The following is a 19,646-nucleotide window of genomic DNA, read 5'->3' on the forward strand; positions in this document are numbered from 1 at the left end:
GAACGTCGGAAGATGAGCACCGAGCACAAGGCTGGCGTTCAGAAAACCACGTTCTGCCGGATCTGCGAGCCGTTGTGCGGCATGATCGCGACCGTCGAGGATGGCCGCCTCACCGCGTTGCGTCCCGATAAGGACCATCCGCTTTCGGCGGGTTTCGCGTGCCAGAAGGGTGTCGCGTTCACCGAGGTCGTCAACGATCCCGATCGAGTCACCGAACCGCTGCGTCGCACCGGCAGCGGCGAATGGGAACCCGTCAGCTGGGACGAGGCGATGTCCGACATCGCCGCCCGGCTGATCGACATCCATCGCAGGCACGGATCCGGTGCCGTCGGCTGGTACTTCGGCAACCCGGGCGCTTTCAGTTACAGCCACACGCTGAGCCTGACCAGCCTCATGCTCGGCTTCGGACCGAAGATGCACGTGTTCACCGCCGGCAGCCAGGACGTCAACAACCGGTTCGTCGCCAGTCAACTGTTGTACGGCTCGCCGCTGGCGCTGCCGGTGCCCGACGTCCTCCGCACCGATCTTCTCGTCGTGATTGGCGCCAATCCCGTTGTGTCCCACGGCAGTGTGCTCACCGTGCCGCGGATCAAGGACCGCATGCACGACATCGTCAAGCGCGGTGGCCGCGTCCTCGTCGTCGACCCACGCAAGACCGAAACCGCCGCACAGTTCGAATGGCTGGGCATCATTCCCGACGGCGATGCCTACCTGCTGCTGTCGCTGCTGCAGGTGATGTTCGGTGAGAACCTCGTCGACCGGAGCCGGCTCGCCCGCCAAGTCGACGGCGGCGTCTGGCTCGAGCAGCTCGCCCGCCCGTTCAGCCCCGAGGCCACCGCGGTGCGCACCGGCATCGACCCGGACACCGTGCGCACCCTGGCCCGCGACCTGGTCCGCACCGAACGTGCTGCGGTGTACGGACGCGTCGGCACCAGCATCGGCGAAAACGGCACGCTCACAACGTATTTGCTCGATGCGGTCAACTTGGTGGCGGGCAATCTCGACGTCGCGGGCGGTAGCATGTTCGGCCGCATCGGGCTGCCCGGCGAGCGTTGGCTGGGCATGGCGGGTGGTGCGCTGTTGCGCACGGTCTACTCCCGCAGGCGCTCGCGCATCGGCGGATTCCCGTCGGTGCTCGGATCCGAGCCCGCCGGGGTGATGGCCAAGGAGATCACCACGCCGGGACGCGGACAGGTAAAGGCGTTGCTCGTCAGCGCCGGCAACCCGGTGCTCTCGGTCCCCAACGGCGACGAGTTGGAAGCGGCGCTGAAGTCCTTGGACCTGATGGTCGGCATCGATCTGTACGTCAACGAGACACTTGCGCATTGCGACTACGTGCTGCCCGCCGCGTCGATGTACGAGCGCGACGACTTTCCGCTGCCGTTTCAGACCTTGCAGCCGACACCTTTCCGTCAGGCCACCGAGCCCGTGATCGCCCCGATGGGACAGGCGCGCCCTGAGTGGGAGATCATCGACGATCTCTCTTCGCGGCTGGGGCGCCGAACGCCCGGGTTCGCGTTGCTGACCGGCGCTCGAAAGATGTTGTCGCTGTTCGGTGTTCGACTGACTCCGCGCGCGCTGGTCGACGTCGTCATCCGGCTGGGGGAGGCCGGCGACCGGTTCGGGCTGCGACGCGGTGGATTGTCGTTCGCCCGGCTGACCGCAGAACATCCCCACGGTTTCGTGCTGGCGCCGAACCTGCGCGAGGGCGTGCTCGGGGACACCGTCGCGTACCGCGGCAGGCGGGTCAGGCTGCGGCACGACGAGATCGCCGCCGAGGTCGCCAAGCTCGGGCGCCGCGAAGCCCCCGAGGCTTATCCGATGCGGCTGATCGGAATGCGCGAGGCGCGCTCCGAGAACTCCTGGCTGCACAACGCGCCGCTGCTGATGCGCGGCGAACGCATCCAGCATGCCCGCATTCACGTCGACGACGCGGCGGCAGCCGACATCGCCGACGGCGACGTCGTGCGCATCGCGTCGCAGCACGGCGAGATCGAGGTGCCCGTCATCGTCACCAAGGACATCGTCGCCGGGGTCGTCGCGGTGCCGCACGGATGGGGACACAAGGGCACCGCCGGTTGGCGACTGGCCAACCGTGCCGGCGGGGCGAACGTCAACGCACTGATGTCCAGCAACCCCGAGGACATCGAGGCGCTGGCCGGCATGGCGCGCCTGACCGGCGTGCCGATCCGTGTCGAGCGGGCCTCCTCTTAGCCCGGCTGCCAGCAGCGGAGCAAACTCCTATATATTGACGGGATCGTGGAAACGGCCGTGCACGCTGACAATGCGCGCTATCTTTCACGCGATCAGCGAACAGGAGAAGTCATGGTCGACCGGTTCTGGGTGTGGTTGGGCACGGGTGTCATCACCGCAGGAATTTCAGCGGCGCTGCTGGCGGGGGCGGGTGTCGCGACAGCAACGGATGGCGACTCCGCCGACGGTGGCGGCACGAAGACCTCAGAATCGGCGGATCCCGACGGAAACCAGAACGACCCGGGCGCGGGAGTGACCCCGGGGAGCGGTCTGAAGGACGACGGGGACAAGACGGGCGACGTCCCTGCGGGCCAGCAGCCGAACGTCGGCGACGTCGAAACCGACGACAACATCACGGACGAGCTCACGGACGAGCTCAAGGACGAGTTCGAGGACGAGGACCTCAAGGACGAGGACGTCAAGGACGAGACGATCGGCGACGAGCTGATCGACGAGAACCTCACCGACGCAGACGGAGACGCCGGCGCAATCGTCGACACCGTCGAGCAGCCTGATCTCGGCAACGCCGGGCGTTCGAACGACGGCCAGGACGAATCACAATCGCCGAGCCTGGACCAGACGTTGGTCGACGATCTTGACGTTTCGTTGAATCCCGAACTCGACAATGTCGAGAGAAACGCCTTGTTCGGCACCAACTCCCAGTCGGGCGAGGAACACGCACTCGTCCCGTTGAGGTCCGAATTCGAAGAACTGACCAAGCAGACGGAGACCCCTGAGTTCGCTCCGGTCGCGTTCTCGGCCCCTGCCGTCGCGGAGATCAACTCCCTCGCCACCGCACGACCGTTGAACATCGTGCTGGACGTGATCGGCACGATCGTCTTCGGTCTGTACGGGTTCGTCACTCGGTTGATCGGCGGCCCGCCGGTTCTTCCGCCCAACAGCACCGTGACGGTGTACAGCTCGAGGCTGCGGATCGACTGCGGATGCGCACCCGGCGAGGGGGAAGAAGTCCCCGTGGACTGGTACATCCCGGAGAACGCTGATCCCGACCGCATCATCTACCTGCAGCATGGATTCCTGGCGGCCGCTCCTTGGTACAGCTACACCGCCGCGGCGCTGGCGGAACAGACGAACAGCATCGTCGTCGCACCGTCGATCACGTCGAACTTCCTGGCGTACGACCAGTGCTGGCTCGGTGGGGCGCCGATGCACCAGGCCATGGCCGGCCTGTTCGACCCCGACAACACAGCGCTCGCCGACAGCCTCGGTGCGACCCCCTATGAAGGGGAGCTCGAGTGGGAGCAGGTGGTGTTGATGGGCCACTCAGCCGGCGGCGGCGCCGTCTCGGGCATCGCCCGCTACATGACCGAGAACGGAGACGCTGATCGGCTGGCGGGCGTGGTGCTGCTCGACGGCGTCGGTATGGGCGGCACGATGGCCGAAGACCTCTCGATGGTTCCCGACGAGATCCCGGTCTACCAACTCGCTGCGCCCAAGTACATGTGGAACATGTTCGGCAGCGGCACTGACGCGCTGATTGAGGCACGGCCCGACGCCCCCTTCTACGGCGTGACGCTGGCCGGTGGCTCCCACGTCGACACGATGCGGGGCGGCAACTTCCTGATCCAATTCTCGCAGCAACTGGTGTCTGGCTTCTCGAAGCCCCAGAACGTGGCCGCGGCCGAGATTGTGATGGTCGGGTGGGTGAACGACATGTTCGACGGCGATCAGTCCGAAGGCATCTACCTCGACACCGGTGAGACGCGCACGATCGATACGCCGGCGGGCCAGGCAACATTGGTCGACCTGCCGAACTCGCTGCGCAGGCCGTATCTGCTCAACTTCCTGGAACCGTTCATAGCGGGCAGCACAGGCCTCTTCACCCTCCAGCCGGGCTGTCTGCGCGAGTCGACCGGAACGGCCGCCGGCTGCGCGGGATCCGTGGCCGCCTGACGTTGATATCGATGCGCCGCAAACCGAGCCCCAACGCAAAACTCCACACCAAACACCGCGTTATCTCTTGACGGAAACGCTCCGAGGGGTCAATCTGTTGGGCAGAATGTGTGTGAGGGTTCAGGACGCCAGCCAGCGCCCAGTGGCTTTTGCATGCCGATGTTGAGGAATACGCCGTCCTGCGGTACTGTTGGACGTTGCGCTGGCTGCATCCTGCCCTCCTAAACCTGGCTCTTGACGCCTCCTAGCCTGAGTTCGCTCAGTGATCTAGTCGTGTGTCCTGCGTTCGGGGGCTTTGGGCTTGATAAAGCCAGCCGAACCGACGCAGATATCGCGATTACGAAGGAATCGGCGCTCAAGCCCCTTTGAGGCCATCCGGACGGTCGCATGAGGTGCTGGAAGGATGCATCTTGGCAGGGTCCCGCCAATCCAAGTCAGCAGTAGACACCAACTCCGTACCAGGAGCACCAAACAGAATTTCCTTTGCAAAGCTCCGTGAGCCGCTCGAGGTTCCGGGGCTACTTGACGTACAGACCGATTCCTTCGAGTGGCTGATCGGCTCGGAGCGTTGGAAGGAAAACGCCAAGGCTCGCGGCGACGCCGTCGACCCGGTTGGCGGCCTCGAAGAGGTGCTCACCGAGCTCTCGCCGATCGAGGACTTCTCGGGTTCCATGTCGCTGTCCTTCTCGGACCCGCGCTTCGACGAAGTCAAGGCGCCGGTCGACGAGTGCAAAGACAAGGACATGACGTACGCGGCCCCACTGTTCGTCACGGCCGAGTTCATCAACAACAACACCGGTGAGATCAAGAGCCAGACGGTCTTCATGGGTGACTTCCCGATGATGACCGAAAAGGGCACCTTCATCATCAACGGCACCGAGCGTGTCGTGGTGTCCCAGCTCGTCCGGTCGCCGGGCGTGTACTTCGACGAGAGCATCGACAAGTCCACCGAGAAGACGCTGCACAGCGTCAAGGTGATCCCGGGCCGTGGCGCCTGGCTCGAGTTCGATGTCGACAAGCGCGACACCGTCGGTGTGCGCATCGACCGCAAGCGTCGTCAGCCGGTCACCGTGCTGCTGAAGGCGCTCGGCTGGACCAACGAGCAGATCGTGGAGCGCTTCGGCTTCTCCGAGATCATGATGGGCACGCTGGAGAAGGACAACACCGCAGGCACCGACGAGGCGTTGTTGGACATCTACCGCAAGCTGCGCCCGGGCGAGCCGCCGACCAAGGAGTCCGCGCAGACCCTGCTGGAGAACCTGTTCTTCAAGGAGAAGCGCTACGACCTGGCCCGCGTCGGCCGCTACAAGGTGAACAAGAAGCTGGGCCTCAATGTCGGCCAGCCGATCACCAGCTCGACGCTGACCGAAGAGGACGTCGTCGCCACCATCGAGTACCTGGTCCGCCTGCATCAGGGCGACCAGACGATGACGGCGCCCGGCGGCTCCGAGGTGCCCGTGGAGGTCGACGACATCGACCACTTCGGCAACCGTCGCCTGCGTACCGTCGGCGAGCTGATCCAGAACCAGATCCGGGTGGGCCTGTCCCGCATGGAGCGCGTGGTCCGCGAGCGGATGACGACTCAGGACGTCGAGGCGATCACGCCGCAGACCCTGATCAACATCCGTCCCGTCGTGGCGGCCATCAAGGAGTTCTTCGGCACCAGCCAGCTCTCCCAGTTCATGGACCAGAACAACCCGCTTTCCGGTTTGACCCACAAGCGCCGCCTGTCGGCGCTGGGCCCCGGCGGTCTGTCCCGTGAGCGCGCTGGCCTCGAGGTCCGCGACGTGCACTCGAGCCACTACGGCCGCATGTGTCCGATCGAGACGCCGGAAGGACCCAACATCGGTCTGATCGGCTCGCTGTCGGTGTATGCGCGGGTGAACCCGTTCGGCTTCATCGAGACGCCGTACCGCAAGGTCAACGATGGTGTCGTCTCCGATGACATCGAGTACCTGACCGCCGACGAGGAGGACCGCCACGTCGTGGCGCAGGCCAACTCGTCCATCGACGACAAGGGGCGGTTCATCGAAGACCGCATCCTGGTTCGCCGGAAGGGTGGCGAGGTCGAGTTCGTGTCGGCGACCGAGGTCGACTACATGGATGTCTCGCCGCGGCAGATGGTGTCGGTCGCGACGGCCATGATCCCGTTCCTCGAGCACGACGACGCCAACCGCGCCCTGATGGGTGCCAACATGCAGCGCCAGGCGGTTCCGCTGGTGCGCAGCGAGGCACCGCTGGTCGGCACGGGTATGGAGCTGCGTGCCGCGATCGACGCCGGTGACGTCGTCGTCTCGGACAAGGCAGGCGTGGTCGAAGAGGTCTCCGCCGACTACATCACCGTGATGGCCGACGACGGCACCCGGCACACCTACCGGATGCGCAAGTTCGCCCGCTCCAACCACGGCACCTGCGCCAACCAGCGCCCGATCGTCGACGCCGGCGACCGGGTGGAAGCCGGCCAGGTGGTCGCCGACGGTCCGTGCACCGAGAACGGCGAGATGGCGCTCGGCAAGAACCTGCTCGTGGCGATCATGCCGTGGGAAGGCCACAACTACGAGGACGCGATCATCCTCTCCAACCGCCTGGTTGAGGAGGACGTGCTCACCTCGATCCACATCGAGGAACACGAGATCGATGCCCGCGACACCAAGCTGGGCGCCGAGGAGATCACCCGGGACATCCCGAACGTCTCCGATGAGGTGCTGGCAGATCTCGACGAGCGCGGCATCGTCCGCATCGGCGCCGAGGTCCGCGACGGCGACATCCTGGTCGGCAAGGTGACCCCGAAGGGTGAGACCGAGCTGACCCCGGAAGAGCGGCTGCTGCGCGCGATCTTCGGTGAGAAGGCGCGCGAGGTCCGCGACACGTCGCTCAAGGTGCCGCACGGCGAGTCCGGCAAGGTCATCGGCATCCGCGTGTTCTCACGCGAGGATGACGACGAGCTGCCCGCCGGTGTCAACGAACTGGTCCGCGTCTACGTCGCGCAGAAGCGCAAGATCTCCGACGGCGACAAGCTGGCCGGACGCCACGGCAACAAGGGCGTCATCGGCAAGATCCTGCCCGTCGAGGACATGCCCTTCCTGCCCGACGGCACGCCCGTCGACATCATCCTGAACACGCACGGTGTGCCGCGACGGATGAACATCGGCCAGATCCTGGAAACCCACCTGGGGTGGGTGGCCAAGGCCGGCTGGAAGATCGACGGATCGCCGGACTGGGCGGCCAACCTGCCAGAGGAGATGCTGGAGGCCGAGCCGGGAAGCATTGTCTCGACACCGGTCTTCGACGGTGCGCGGGAGGACGAGCTGCAGGGACTGCTGAGCTCGACGCTGCCGAACCGCGACGGCGTCACGCTCGTCGACTCCGACGGCAAGGCTGAGCTGTTCGACGGCCGCAGTGGTGAACCGTTCCCGTACCCGGTGACGGTCGGCTACATGTACATCCTGAAGCTGCACCACTTGGTGGACGACAAGATCCACGCCCGCTCCACCGGTCCGTACTCGATGATCACCCAGCAGCCGCTGGGTGGTAAGGCGCAGTTCGGTGGTCAGCGGTTCGGCGAGATGGAGTGCTGGGCCATGCAGGCCTACGGCGCGGCGTACACGCTGCAGGAGCTCTTGACGATCAAGTCCGACGACACCGTCGGCCGCGTCAAGGTCTACGAGGCGATCGTCAAGGGCGAGAACATCCCCGAGCCGGGGATCCCCGAGTCGTTCAAGGTGCTGCTCAAGGAGCTTCAGTCGCTGTGCCTCAACGTCGAGGTGCTGTCGAGTGACGGTGCTGCGATCGAGATGCGTGACGGTGACGACGAGGACCTGGAGCGCGCTGCGGCGAACCTGGGAATCAACCTGTCTCGCAACGAATCCGCCTCTGTTGAGGATTTGGCCTAAATATCTAGTCCCGCAAGGGGAAAGGGAGTTACGTGCTAGACGTCAACTTCTTCGATGAACTCCGCATCGGTCTTGCCACCGCGGACGACATCCGCAACTGGTCCTTCGGCGAGGTCAAGAAGCCGGAGACCATCAACTACCGCACGCTCAAGCCAGAGAAGGACGGGCTGTTCTGCGAGAAGATCTTCGGACCGACTCGCGACTGGGAGTGCTACTGCGGCAAGTACAAGCGCGTCCGCTTCAAGGGCATCATCTGCGAGCGCTGCGGCGTCGAGGTCACTCGCGCCAAGGTGCGCCGTGAGCGGATGGGCCACATCGAGCTGGCCGCGCCCGTCACGCACATCTGGTACTTCAAGGGTGTGCCGAGCCGGCTCGGCTATCTGCTCGACCTGGCGCCCAAGGATCTCGAGAAGATCATCTACTTCGCGGCCTACGTGATCACGGCGGTCGACGACGAGATGCGGCACAACGAGCTTTCCACGCTCGAGGCCGAGATGGTCGTCGAGAAGAAGGCCGTCGAGGATCAGCGCGACGCCGACCTGGAGGCCCGGGCCCAGAAGCTCGAGGCCGACATGAAGGAGCTCGAGGACGAGGGCGCCAAGTCCGACGTCAAGCGCAAGGTACGGGACGGTGGCGAGCGCGAGATGCGTCAGCTCCGCGACCGTGCCCAGCGTGAGTTGGACCGGCTCGACGAGATCTGGACCACCTTCACCAAGCTGGCTCCCAAGCAGCTCATCGTCGATGAGGTGCTCTACCGCGAGCTCATCGATCGCTACGGCGAGTACTTCACCGGCGCCATGGGCGCGGAGGCGATCAAGAAGCTCATCGAGACCTTCGACATCGACGCCGAGGCCGAGGAGCTGCGCGAGGTCATCCGTAGTGGCAAGGGCCAGAAGAAGCTTCGCGCGTTGAAGCGTCTCAAGGTCGTCGCGGCGTTCCAGTCCAACAGCAATTCGCCGTTGGGCATGGTGCTCGACGCGGTTCCGGTGATCCCGCCGGAGCTGCGCCCCATGGTGCAGCTGGACGGTGGCCGCTTCGCCACGTCGGACCTCAACGACCTGTACCGCCGCGTCATCAACCGCAACAACCGGTTGAAGCGACTCATCGACCTCGGCGCACCCGAGATCATCGTCAACAACGAGAAGCGCATGCTTCAGGAGTCGGTGGACGCGCTGTTCGACAACGGCCGCCGCGGCCGTCCGGTCACCGGGCCGGGCAACCGTCCGCTCAAGTCGCTGTCCGATCTGCTCAAGGGCAAGCAGGGCCGGTTCCGTCAGAACCTGCTCGGCAAGCGTGTCGACTACTCGGGCCGTTCGGTCATCGTGGTGGGCCCGCAGCTGAAGCTGCATCAGTGTGGTCTGCCGAAGCTGATGGCACTCGAGCTGTTCAAGCCGTTCGTGATGAAGCGTCTGGTCGACCTGAACCACGCGCAGAACATCAAGAGCGCCAAGCGCATGGTCGAGCGTCAGCGTCCCCAGGTGTGGGATGTCCTTGAAGAGGTCATCGGCGAGCATCCGGTGCTGCTGAACCGCGCACCGACGCTGCACCGCCTCGGCATCCAGGCTTTCGAGCCGCAGCTGGTGGAGGGCAAGGCAATTCAGCTGCACCCGCTGGTGTGTGAGGCGTTCAACGCCGACTTCGACGGTGACCAGATGGCCGTGCACCTTCCGCTGTCCGCGGAGGCGCAGGCCGAGGCGCGCATCCTGATGCTGTCGTCGAACAACATCCTGTCGCCGGCGTCGGGCCGCCCCCTGGCCATGCCGCGTCTGGACATGGTGACGGGTCTGTACTTCCTGACCACCATGATCGAAGGCGACACCGGCGAGTACGTGGCCGCCGCCAAGGACAAGCCGGAGTCGGGTGTGTACAGCTCACCCGCCGAGGCGATCATGGCGATGGACCGCGGTTCGCTGAGCGTTCGTGCCAACATCCGCGTGCGGCTGACCCAGCTGCGTCCGCCGGCCGACATCGAAGCCGAACTCTTCGAGGATGGTTGGAAGCCGGGCGACGCCTGGATGGCCGACACCACGCTGGGTCGGGTGCTGTTCAACGAGTTGCTCCCGACTGCGTATCCGTTCGTCAACGAGCAGATGCACAAGAAGGTGCAGGCGCGGATCGTCAACGATCTGGCCGAGCGCTACCCGATGATCGTCGTCGCGCAGACGGTGGACAAGCTCAAGGACGCCGGCTTCTACTGGGCCACCCGTTCGGGTGTCACCGTCTCGATGGCCGACGTGCTGGTGCCGCCGCAGAAGCAGGAGATCCTGGAGCGTCACGAGCACGAGGCCGACCGGATCGAGAAGCAGTACCAGCGCGGCGCGCTCAACCACGACGAGCGCAACGAAGCGTTGGTGAAGATCTGGCAGGACGCCACCGAAGAGGTCGGTAAGGCTCTGGAGGCCTACTACCCCGAGGACAATCCGATCATCACGATCGTGAAGTCGGGCGCCACGGGCAACCTGACCCAGACCCGCACACTGGCGGGCATGAAGGGTCTGGTGACCAATCCGAAGGGTGAGTTCATCCCGCGGCCGATCAAGTCCTCGTTCCGTGAGGGTCTGACGGTGCTGGAGTACTTCATCAACACCCACGGTGCCCGAAAGGGTCTGGCGGACACCGCTCTTCGTACCGCCGACTCGGGTTACCTGACCCGTCGTCTGGTCGACGTGTCGCAGGACGTCATCGTGCGCGAGACGGACTGCGAGACCGAGCGTGGCGTCAACATCACGCTGGCCGAGATGCAGGACAAGACGCTGGTTCGCGATCAGCACATCGAGACGTCCGCCTACGCGCGGACGCTGGCCACCGACGCCGTCGACGCCAAGGGCAACGTGATCGTCGAGCGCGGTCACGACCTGGGCGACCCGGCGATCGAGGCTCTGCTGGCCGCGGGTGTCACCGAGGTGAAGGTCCGCTCCGTGCTGACCTGTGCGACGGGCACCGGCGTGTGTGCGATGTGCTACGGCCGCTCGATGGCGACGGGCAAGCTGGTCGACATCGGCGAGGCAGTCGGCATCGTGGCCGCGCAGTCCATCGGTGAACCCGGCACGCAGCTGACCATGCGTACGTTCCACCAGGGCGGCGTCTCCGGCGGCAGCGACATCGTCGGTGGTCTGCCTCGTGTGCAGGAGCTGTTCGAGGCCCGCATCCCGCGTGACAAGGCGCCGATTGCCGACGTCACCGGGCGCGTGCAACTCGAAGAGGGCGAGCGCTTCTACAAGATCACCATCATCCCGGATGACGGTGGCGAGGAAGTGGTGTACGACAAGCTGTCTCGTCGTCAGCGCCTGAAGGTCTTCAAGCACGACGACGGCACCGAGCGGTTGCTGTCCGACGGCGACCACGTCGAGGTGGGCCAGCAGCTGATGGAAGGCTCCGCCGACCCGCACGAGGTGCTTCGTGTCCAGGGCCCCCGCGAGGTGCAGATCCACCTCGTCAAGGAGGTCCAGGAGGTCTACCGCGCTCAGGGCGTGTCGATCCACGACAAGCACATCGAGGTCATCGTCCGGCAGATGCTGCGTCGCGTCACGATCATCGATTCGGGTGCGACGGAGTTCCTGCCCGGCTCGCTGACCGAGCGTGGCGAGTTCGAGACCGAAAACCGTCGGGTCGTCGCCGAGGGTGGCGAGCCCGCGGCGGGTCGTCCAGTGCTGATGGGTATCACGAAGGCATCGCTGGCCACGGATTCGTGGCTGTCGGCGGCGTCGTTCCAGGAGACCACGCGCGTGCTCACCGATGCGGCGATCAACTGCCGCAGCGACAAGCTGCAGGGTCTGAAGGAGAACGTGATCATCGGCAAGCTGATCCCGGCCGGTACCGGCATCAACCGGTACCGCAACATCCAGGTGCAGCCGACCGAGGAAGCTCGGGCCGCGGCGTACACGATCCCGTCCTACGAGGATCAGTACTACAGCCCGGACTTCGGTCAGGCGACCGGTGCCGCAGTGCCGTTGGACGACTACGGCTACAGCGACTACCGGTAGTTAGTTCCTGCGCGAGAAGACGCGGAAACCCCCAAAATCACGCGATTTTGGGGGTTTTCGCGTCTGTTCGTCTGGTTGTCCACAGGCAGAGGTCACGCCCGCTTCCGCTGAGGGCCGGCGGAGGTCAGCATCCTTGCATGTCACATGAGGCTGTCGAAAGCATCTTCGCTGCGAATGGAGGTGTGGCGACCACGAGGCAGCTCCTCGCCGTCTTGTCCCCTAAGACACTGGAGTGTGCCGTCCGAATCGGCAATTTGATCCGCGTTCGACGCGGTGTCTACTCGTTGACGCCACCAGATGTATCCGTCAGGCTGGCCGCGCTTGATCTCGCGTGTGACGTGCGGGTCGTTGCCTGCATGCAGACCGCTGCTGAAATGTACGGGTTCGATACCGAACCCGACGATCGACTGCACATTCTCGACCCAGGTACCCGCGTGCGGCCTTCCCGGGAAGTGATGGTCCACCAACGACTTGGTGCGCCGCTGAAAGATGTGCGTGGTCGGCTGGTGACGGCTCCCGCGTGGACAGCGGTAGAAATCGCAAGGACCCTGCGTCGACCACGTGCGCTTGCCGTCCTCGACGCCGCACTGCATTCGGGGTGCTGTACGCAACTCGAGTTGGCCGCAGCGGTTGATGCGCAGAAGGGGCGACGCGGCATAGTCGAGGTCCGTGGAGTCGTCAACTTTGCCGACGCACGCGCCGAATCGCCGATGGAAAGCGAAGCGCGCCTGGTGTTCATCGATGGCGGTCTGCCGTCGCCCGAATTGCAGTACACAATCGTCGACCTGCACGGCCGAGTGTGGCGAGTGGATTTCGCGTGGCCTCGCGCCAAAGTTGTCGCCGAGTACGACAGCGTGGAATGGCACGCCAACCCGGACGGGTGGAAACACGACCGCATGAAATCCGCCCGGTTGGCCGAGTGCGGGTGGACGACCATCCCGATGGTTGTCGACGATGTCCGCAAGTATCCAAACGAGTTGGTGCGACGGATCTTCGGTCACCTCCAGCGGGCACCACTCGCTGGCTGAGCAGACGCATACACCCCCAATTTTGGGCGGAAACGGGGGTGTATGCGTCTGCTCAGCTTGCGCGTGGGCCCAGCTCACCACACAGACGTCAGCGTCGCGATACCGGGCCCGTCGAGCTCGCGGGCAGCCACCGTCCGCCCGGACACCGTCAGCAACAGCGCCAGCGCGGGTCCGGCCACCTCGGGGCCGTCGCCGATGATGACATCCGCGTCCGTCGCGACCAGCCGCACACCGGCGACCAACTCCTTGGCGCCGCCGAAAGCCGTTGAGGTACGGACCTGTTGGCGCAGCGACCGGACAACCGCGTGCTGCGCATAGGTGTGGGTGATGCCCAGCGGCCGACGGATGTCCTCGCCGTGCACAACCTCTTCGACCAGACGGGTGTCGAGTGGTGCGAGAGGGGTCGACGTCCGTGTCGCCGCCTCGCGCAACCGCTGCAACGTCTCTTGAGGTGTACCGCCGCGTGCGCGCTGGATGCCACGGGTGTTCTGCCGGTCGAAGTCGAACCCCGCGCGAACCATGTCGACGGCGAAGCCGAGCCGGGTCGAGCGGGCGACGTCGACCAGATGGGCCACCACGTCGTGCACCGTCCACCCGGCGCACAGCGAGGGCTGCTCCCACGCGGTGTCGTCGAGGCGAGCGAGATCGTCGATCATGGCCGCACGTTCAGCATGCACCAGCGGCCAGACGTCATTGCGCATAACCGGGTAGACCACAGGCGCGCACGGAACTCATCGGCCACACTCGACGGATGACGACATGGTTCCGGCTGCCGCTGATTGCGCGCGCCGCGGCCATCGGCGTCGGCTGGCTCGCCTACTTCGGCCTCATCCTGCGTCTCCTTCCGGCGGACAGCGCAGTTCGGATAAGCGTGCCCGTCGGTATTGCGTGCATCGTGGGATCGGTCGTCACCACGGTCGCGGATCACCGCATCCACAGCAAGTTCGGCACCGTCGAATGTCTGGCGGAGTACCGCCGCGCACTTCGGACCGGCAAGCTTCCCAGGGGCGCCGACGTCGACGAGTGGGCGCGCTGGCTGCACGGCAGCGAGATGGCCAACGGCGCGGCGGCGCTGTGCGTCCTGCCATTCGTGGTGCTCGGCTTGTTCACCAGCGTGGGCAGCGAGTCGCCGTACCGCGGGCTGCCCGTGGCGGTGTTCACCCTGCTCCTGGGATGGGGCGTCGTCGTGGTGGTGCGTAGGGGCGCGGGGATCAAACAACTGAACGCCGCCATCGAACGCCGCGGCGAGCTGACCGCCCCACCGGCCGCCCCCAGGACGTTGATGACGGAGGGCGTGTTCGGGTCCTCGCCGGCGGGCCGGCTGGCGTCGGGCTTTCTCATGTGGTTCGCCGGCGCGTTTCTGGTGCTGCTGGTCGTCGACCTCGGCACCCTCGCCTTCGGCGGGCCGTGGATCATCCCCCTTCCGGTCGCCGCCGGTGTGGCGGCGCTGGTGGGCCTGGCGTGGGCGCTGCTCGGTGAGAACCGCGACCTGCGCCGCGATTTCGCGTCGTACGACGAATACGTCGAATACCACCGGACGCTGAGGACCAGTGAGATGCCGGCCGCCATCGAGCCGGAATTGTGGCGCAGGCGGCTGGCGAGTTCACGCAGGGAGAACTGGGTCAGGGTGGTACTCGCCGCCTTCTTCGTCGTGCTCGGGATCGCGGCCATCGTGGCAGGCCGAAACGGCTATCACTGGGTGATCGCGTCGCTGTGCCAGCTGTTGGCGATCTGGCTGTTGATCAATTGGTGGGGTGCGCGCGAGCGGCTCAGACGGTTGGGGCAGGCGGTCCATCGGCAAGCGATCCGCCAGACGTGGGGGTGAGTCGCGGAGCCGCCCCGGCGGCGACATGAGTCGCGGAGCCGCCCCGGCGGCGACATGAGTCGCGGAGCCGCCCCGGCGGCGACATCAGTCGCAGTGTCGGCCCACGCGCCTAAACTCGTGGCGTGCTTATAGGTTCGCATGTTCACGGAGACGACCCCCTGGCCGACGCGGCGGCCGACGGTGCTGACGTGGTGCAGTTCTTCCTCGGCAATCCGCAGAGCTGGAAGAAGCCCAAACCCCGTGAGGACGCCGACGTGCTCAAGGCGGCCAGCATGCCGCTGTACGTCCACGCGCCGTACTTGATCAACGTGGCTTCGGCCAACAACCGGGTGCGCATCCCGTCGCGCAAGATCCTGCAGGACACGTGCGATGCCGCATCGGAGATCAATGCGACGGCGGTGATCGTGCACGGTGGCCACGCCGACGACAAGGACTACGAAGCGGGCTTCGAACGCTGGGTCAAGGCGCTGGACTACCTCGAGACCGATATCCCGGTCTACCTGGAAAACACCGCGGGCGGTGAACACGCGATGGCCCGGCACTTCGACGTCATCGGACGGCTGTGGGACCGCATCGGCGACACCGGCATCGGGTTCTGTCTGGACACCTGCCACGCCTGGGCGGCGGGCGAAGAGCTGATCGACGCCGTCGCCCGCATTAAGGCGCTCACCGGCCGCATCGACCTGGTGCACTGCAACGACTCCCGTGACGCCGCAGGGTCGGGCGCCGACCGGCACGCCAATTTCGGCACCGGTCAGATCGACCCGCAGTTGCTTGTCGCGGTGGTCGGCGCCGCCGACGCCCCGGTCATCTGTGAGACTTCCGACGCCGGGCGCAAGGACGACATCGCGTTCCTGCGCGAACACCTGGGCTGACCAGCGCCGCGAGACCCGACGGGGGTGGTCCGGGCGGCACGGTGGCATAACGAAAACGTGATTCAAATTTCGGGTGGACGGCTAGTTAACTAGGCTCTCGACGAAACAGGCGGTACCGATCGCCGACCGGCATGCGAGGGGCTGTTTGTGTCCGCCATTGACGAGTCGTCAATTGCGCCGCCGCGCGCGTTGGACACGGTCGAGCCCACTCCCGGGCCGGATCGATCCCGATGGCTGCGGATCACGCGCTGGGTCGCTGTCGCCATCTGGGCGGCGGCCGTCATCTATCGCACGGCAACCGACGGCTTCGCGTTCAACCGCGAACTTGTGCTGCTCTACGTGTGCACGGGCCTGGCGGCGGCCAGCATCGGTCAGGGCCGCCGGATGCTCTACATCATCCGGGACTGGCTGCCATTCGCCCTGGTGCTCATCGCCTACGACCTGAGCAGGGGAGCGGCCGACATGATCGGCCGGCCGACGCTGTGGGAGTGGCCCGCCGACGTCGACCGCTGGCTGTTCGCCGGGACGATGCCGACGGTATGGCTGCAGGAGCAGCTGAAGCTCCCCGAGCCGCCCTGGTGGGAAGTCGTCATCAGCAGCGTCTACATGTCGTTCTTCATCCTTCCCTACGTGGTCGCGGCGGTGCTGTGGCTGCGTGATCGTGAGGAATGGAAGTCATTCGTCAAGCTGTTCGTCGGGCTCAATGTCGTGGGGCTGGCGATCTATGCGACGCTGCCTGCCGCACCGCCGTGGGCAGCCGCCCGCTGCACCTCGGCGGATGTCGCCGGCGGCCCCGCCAACCCGCGGTGCATGTTCAGATCGGCGCGCGGTGTGTCCGACGGTGGCGTGCTCGGGGCAATGCAGTCCACGCAGGACGGCGCGAACAACTGGATCGAACGGATCGTCGGCCGGGGTTGGGGCAACCTGAACCTGCACTCGGCGACGGCGCTGCTGGACCAGGGTCAGGCCAGCGTCAACCTCGTCGCGGCCATTCCATCGCTGCATGCCGGTATGACCGCCGCGGTGGCGATGTTCCTGTGGAACCGGGTGCACCGCGGGTGGCGGCCGGTGCTGGTGATCTATCCGCTGATCATGGCATTCACGCTGGTGTACACCGCCGAGCACTACGTCATCGACATCCTGCTGGGTTGGGTGCTCGCAGTGGTGGTGATCCTTCTGCTCAACCGTCACGAGGCGCGACGTGCGCGACGAAGGCTGACCGTGGAGAGTCTGCCGAGCCCGGTGCTCGAGCGCTGACCGGCAGATATTACGACTCTTGTTCGGCTGTCGGAAAAGTGTAATATCAGCGGCATGTCAGACACGCACGTCGTCACCAATCAGGTTCCGCCGCTTGAGGACTACAACCCAGCCACCTCCCCGGTGCTCACCGAGGCGCTGATCCGAGAAGGCGGCGAGTGGGGCCTCGATGAGGTGACCGATCTCGGTGCGCTCTCGGGTTCGAAGCAGGCGCAGCGCGCCGGTGAGCTCGCCGACCGCAACCAGCCGATCCTGCGCACGCACGACCGGTACGGCCACCGGGTCGACGAGGTCGAGTACGACCCCGCCTACCACGAACTGATGACCACGGCGATCGGCCACGGTCTGCATGCCGCACCTTGGGCCGACGACCGTCGCGGTGCCCACGTCGTGCGCGCGGCCAAGACGTCGGTGTGGACGCCCGAACCCGGCCACATCTGCCCGATCTCGATGACGTACGCCGTCGTGCCCGCGCTGCGCCACAACGCCGAACTCGCCAAGCTCTACGAGCCGCTGCTGACCAGCCGCGCGTACGACCCCGAACTGAAGGTGCCTGCGACGAAAGCCGGTATCACCGCAGGCATGTCGATGACCGAGAAGCAGGGCGGTTCCGATGTGCGCGCGGGCACGACGCAGGCGACACCGAACGCCGACGGAAGTTACAGCCTGATCGGCCACAAGTGGTTCACCTCGGCGCCGATGTGCGACATCTTCCTCGTTCTCGCGCAAGCGCCGAAGGGCCTGTCCTGCTTCTTCCTGCCGCGGATTTTGCCCGACGGCAGTCGCAACCGGATGTTGCTGCAGCGGCTCAAGGACAAGCTCGGCAACCACGCAAACGCCTCCAGTGAAGTCGAATACGACGGCGCCACCGCGTGGCTGGTCGGCGAGGAAGGCCGCGGCGTTCCCACCATCATCGAGATGGTCAACCTCACCCGGCTGGACTGCACACTGGGCAGCGCGACGAGTATGCGCAGTGGCCTGGCCCGCGCGATCCACCACGCGCAGCACCGAAAGGCCTTCGGCGAGTATCTGATCGACCAGCCGCTGATGCGCAACGTGCTGGCCGACCTTGCGGTCGAGGCTGAGGCGGCGACCATCCTTGCGATGCGCATGGCCGGTGCCACCGATGCCGCGGTGCGCGGTGACGAGCGCGAGACGCTGCTGCGCCGCATCGGCCTGGCGGCGGGCAAGTACTGGCTGTGCAAGCGGGCCACTCCGCACGCCGCCGAAGCGATGGAATGCCTCGGCGGCAACGGCTACGTGGAGGAGTCCGGGATGCCCAGGCTGTACCGCGAAGCCCCGCTGATGGGAATCTGGGAGGGGTCGGGCAACGTCAGCGCGCTGGATACGTTGCGCGCCATGGTAACCCGGCCGGAGTGTGTCGACGTCCTGTTCGACGAGCTGTCCCGGACCGCAGGGCAGGACCCGCGCCTTGAAGCCCACGTCGACCGGCTACGGCCCGAGCTGGGAGATCTCGAGACCATCCAGTACCGCGCCCGCAGGGTCGCCGAGGACATCAGTCTGGCGCTGCAGGGATCACTGCTGGTGCGCCATGGTCACCCCGCTGTCGCCGAGGCATTCCTGGCGACGCGGCTCGGCGGGCAGTGGGGCGGCGCCTTCGGGACCATGCCCACCGGACTGGATCTCGCGCCGATCCTCGAGCGTGCTTTGGTGAAGGGATGACGCACGCGATTCGGCCCGTGGACTTCGACAACCTGAAGACGATGACCTATGAGGTCACCGATCGGGTTGCCCGCATCACGTTCAACCGCCCCGAGAAGGGCAACGCGATTGTCGCGGACACACCGTTGGAACTGTCGGCGCTCGTCGAGCGCGCTGACCTCGACCCCAACGTGCACGTGATCCTGGTTTCCGGTCGCGGCGAAGGGTTTTGCGCGGGTTTCGACCTGTCCGCATACGCCGAGGGTTCCTCGTCGGCGGGCGGCGGCAGTCCCTACAAAGACACCGTGCTGTCGGGTAAGACACAGGCGATCAATCATCTTCCCGATCAGCCGTGGGATCCGATGATCGACTACCAGATGATGAGCCGCTTCGTTCGCGGTTTCTCCAGCCTGCTGCACGCGGACAAGCCGACGGTCGCCAAAATTCACGGCTACTGCGTCGCGGGCGGCACCGACATCGCGCTGCACGCCGATCAGGTGATCGCAGCCGCGGATGCCAAGATCGGTTATCCGCCCACCCGGGTCTGGGGTGTGCCCGCCGCCGGGATGTGGGCGCACCGCCTCGGCGACCAGCGCGCCAAACGCCTTCTGCTGACCGGTGATTCCATCACCGGAGCCCAAGCCGCCGAATGGGGACTCGCGATCGAGGCACCCGCACCGGAGGACCTCGACGAACGCACGGAGCGGCTGGTCGAACGCATCGCCGCCGTCCCGATCAACCAGCTGATCATGGTGAAGCTCGCGATGAACTCCGCGTTGCTCAGCCAGGGCACCGCGAACAGCGCGATGGTGTCGACGATCTTCGACGGTATCGCGCGGCACACTCCGGAAGGGCATGCGTTCGTCGCCCAGTCCCGCGAACACGGTTTCCGGGAGGCGGTGCGCCAGCGCGACGAGCCGTTCGGCGATCATGGCCGGAAGGCGTCCGGGGTCTGA

11 protein-coding genes are annotated in these 19,646 nt (G+C 65.8%); 10 read left to right on the forward strand and 1 reads right to left on the reverse strand.

The genetic code is table 11. The features are described 5' to 3' along the window. Window positions 1-12 precede the first annotated feature (12 nt). The 5 genes from BST47_RS06560 to BST47_RS06580 all read left to right on the forward strand — a co-directional run bounded on the left by BST47_RS06560 (window position 13) and on the right by BST47_RS06580 (window position 13,071). A complete protein-coding gene (locus BST47_RS06560) occupies window positions 13-2,214 on the forward strand; it encodes a molybdopterin-dependent oxidoreductase (RefSeq protein ID WP_083124510.1) in 2,202 nt (733 codons plus the stop codon). A gap of 111 nt (window positions 2,215-2,325) precedes the next feature. Next, a complete protein-coding gene (locus tag BST47_RS06565; protein WP_107528901.1) occupies window positions 2,326-4,167 on the forward strand; it encodes an alpha/beta hydrolase family protein in 1,842 nt (613 codons plus the stop codon). A 392-nt stretch (window positions 4,168-4,559) separates the two neighbouring features. Then, entirely contained in the window at window positions 4,560-8,060 is a 3,501-nt protein-coding gene (rpoB, locus tag BST47_RS06570; RefSeq protein WP_083124512.1) for a DNA-directed RNA polymerase subunit beta, read from the forward strand. 32 nt (window positions 8,061-8,092) lie between these two features. Then, window positions 8,093-12,043 carry a DNA-directed RNA polymerase subunit beta' gene (locus tag BST47_RS06575; RefSeq protein WP_083124514.1) on the forward strand — a complete coding sequence of 1,317 codons (3,951 nt, stop codon included), beginning with the start codon at window positions 8,093-8,095 and terminating at the stop codon, window positions 12,041-12,043. Between the two features lie 137 nt (window positions 12,044-12,180). Then, a complete protein-coding gene (locus BST47_RS06580; protein ID WP_083124516.1) occupies window positions 12,181-13,071 on the forward strand; it encodes a type IV toxin-antitoxin system AbiEi family antitoxin domain-containing protein in 891 nt (296 codons plus the stop codon). 74 nt (window positions 13,072-13,145) lie between these two features. On the opposite strand, the gene BST47_RS06585 is transcribed toward BST47_RS06580, so the two are convergent. After that, window positions 13,146-13,772: a maleylpyruvate isomerase family mycothiol-dependent enzyme gene (locus BST47_RS06585; RefSeq protein WP_083125096.1), complete on the reverse strand. Its 627-nt coding sequence runs from the start codon at window positions 13,770-13,772 to the stop codon at window positions 13,146-13,148. 50 nt (window positions 13,773-13,822) lie between these two features. Here BST47_RS06585 and BST47_RS06590 point away from each other — a divergent pair, with 50 nt between their 5' ends. The 5 genes from BST47_RS06590 (at window position 13,823) to BST47_RS06610 (ending at window position 19,646) form a co-directional block, all read left to right on the forward strand. Next, window positions 13,823-14,896, forward strand: coding sequence for a hypothetical protein (locus BST47_RS06590; RefSeq protein ID WP_083124518.1), 1,074 nt, complete (start codon window positions 13,823-13,825; stop codon window positions 14,894-14,896). Between the two features lie 122 nt (window positions 14,897-15,018). Then, window positions 15,019-15,771: a deoxyribonuclease IV gene (locus tag BST47_RS06595; RefSeq protein ID WP_083124520.1), complete on the forward strand. Its 753-nt coding sequence runs from the start codon at window positions 15,019-15,021 to the stop codon at window positions 15,769-15,771. Window positions 15,772-15,918: 147 nt separating this feature from the next. Further along, window positions 15,919-17,028, forward strand: coding sequence for a phosphatase PAP2 family protein (locus BST47_RS06600; RefSeq protein WP_083124521.1), 1,110 nt, complete (start codon window positions 15,919-15,921; stop codon window positions 17,026-17,028). Between the two features lie 54 nt (window positions 17,029-17,082). Next, window positions 17,083-18,711: an acyl-CoA dehydrogenase family protein gene (locus BST47_RS06605; protein ID WP_083124522.1), complete on the forward strand. Its 1,629-nt coding sequence runs from the start codon at window positions 17,083-17,085 to the stop codon at window positions 18,709-18,711. Beyond that, window positions 18,708-19,646, forward strand: coding sequence for a crotonase/enoyl-CoA hydratase family protein (locus BST47_RS06610; protein WP_083124523.1), 939 nt, complete (start codon window positions 18,708-18,710; stop codon window positions 19,644-19,646). The genes BST47_RS06605 and BST47_RS06610 overlap by 4 nt, the downstream gene beginning before the upstream one ends.

The sequence above is a fragment of the Mycolicibacterium tusciae genome, from assembly GCF_002086795.1.
GTDB lineage: Bacteria > Actinomycetota > Actinomycetes > Mycobacteriales > Mycobacteriaceae > Mycobacterium > Mycobacterium tusciae.

Coding starts and splice junctions, on each gene's coding strand:
- BST47_RS06560 (WP_083124510.1), top strand. CDS start 13: ATGAGCACCGAGCACAAGGCTGGCGTTCAGAAAACCACGTTCTGCCGG.
- BST47_RS06565 (WP_107528901.1), top strand. CDS start 2,326: ATGGTCGACCGGTTCTGGGTGTGGTTGGGCACGGGTGTCATCACCGCA.
- BST47_RS06580 (WP_083124516.1), top strand. CDS start 12,181: ATGTCACATGAGGCTGTCGAAAGCATCTTCGCTGCGAATGGAGGTGTG.
- BST47_RS06585 (WP_083125096.1), bottom strand. CDS start 13,772: ATGCGCAATGACGTCTGGCCGCTGGTGCATGCTGAACGTGCGGCCATG.
- BST47_RS06590 (WP_083124518.1), top strand. CDS start 13,823: ATGACGACATGGTTCCGGCTGCCGCTGATTGCGCGCGCCGCGGCCATC.
- BST47_RS06605 (WP_083124522.1), top strand. CDS start 17,083: ATGTCAGACACGCACGTCGTCACCAATCAGGTTCCGCCGCTTGAGGAC.
- BST47_RS06610 (WP_083124523.1), top strand. CDS start 18,708: ATGACGCACGCGATTCGGCCCGTGGACTTCGACAACCTGAAGACGATG.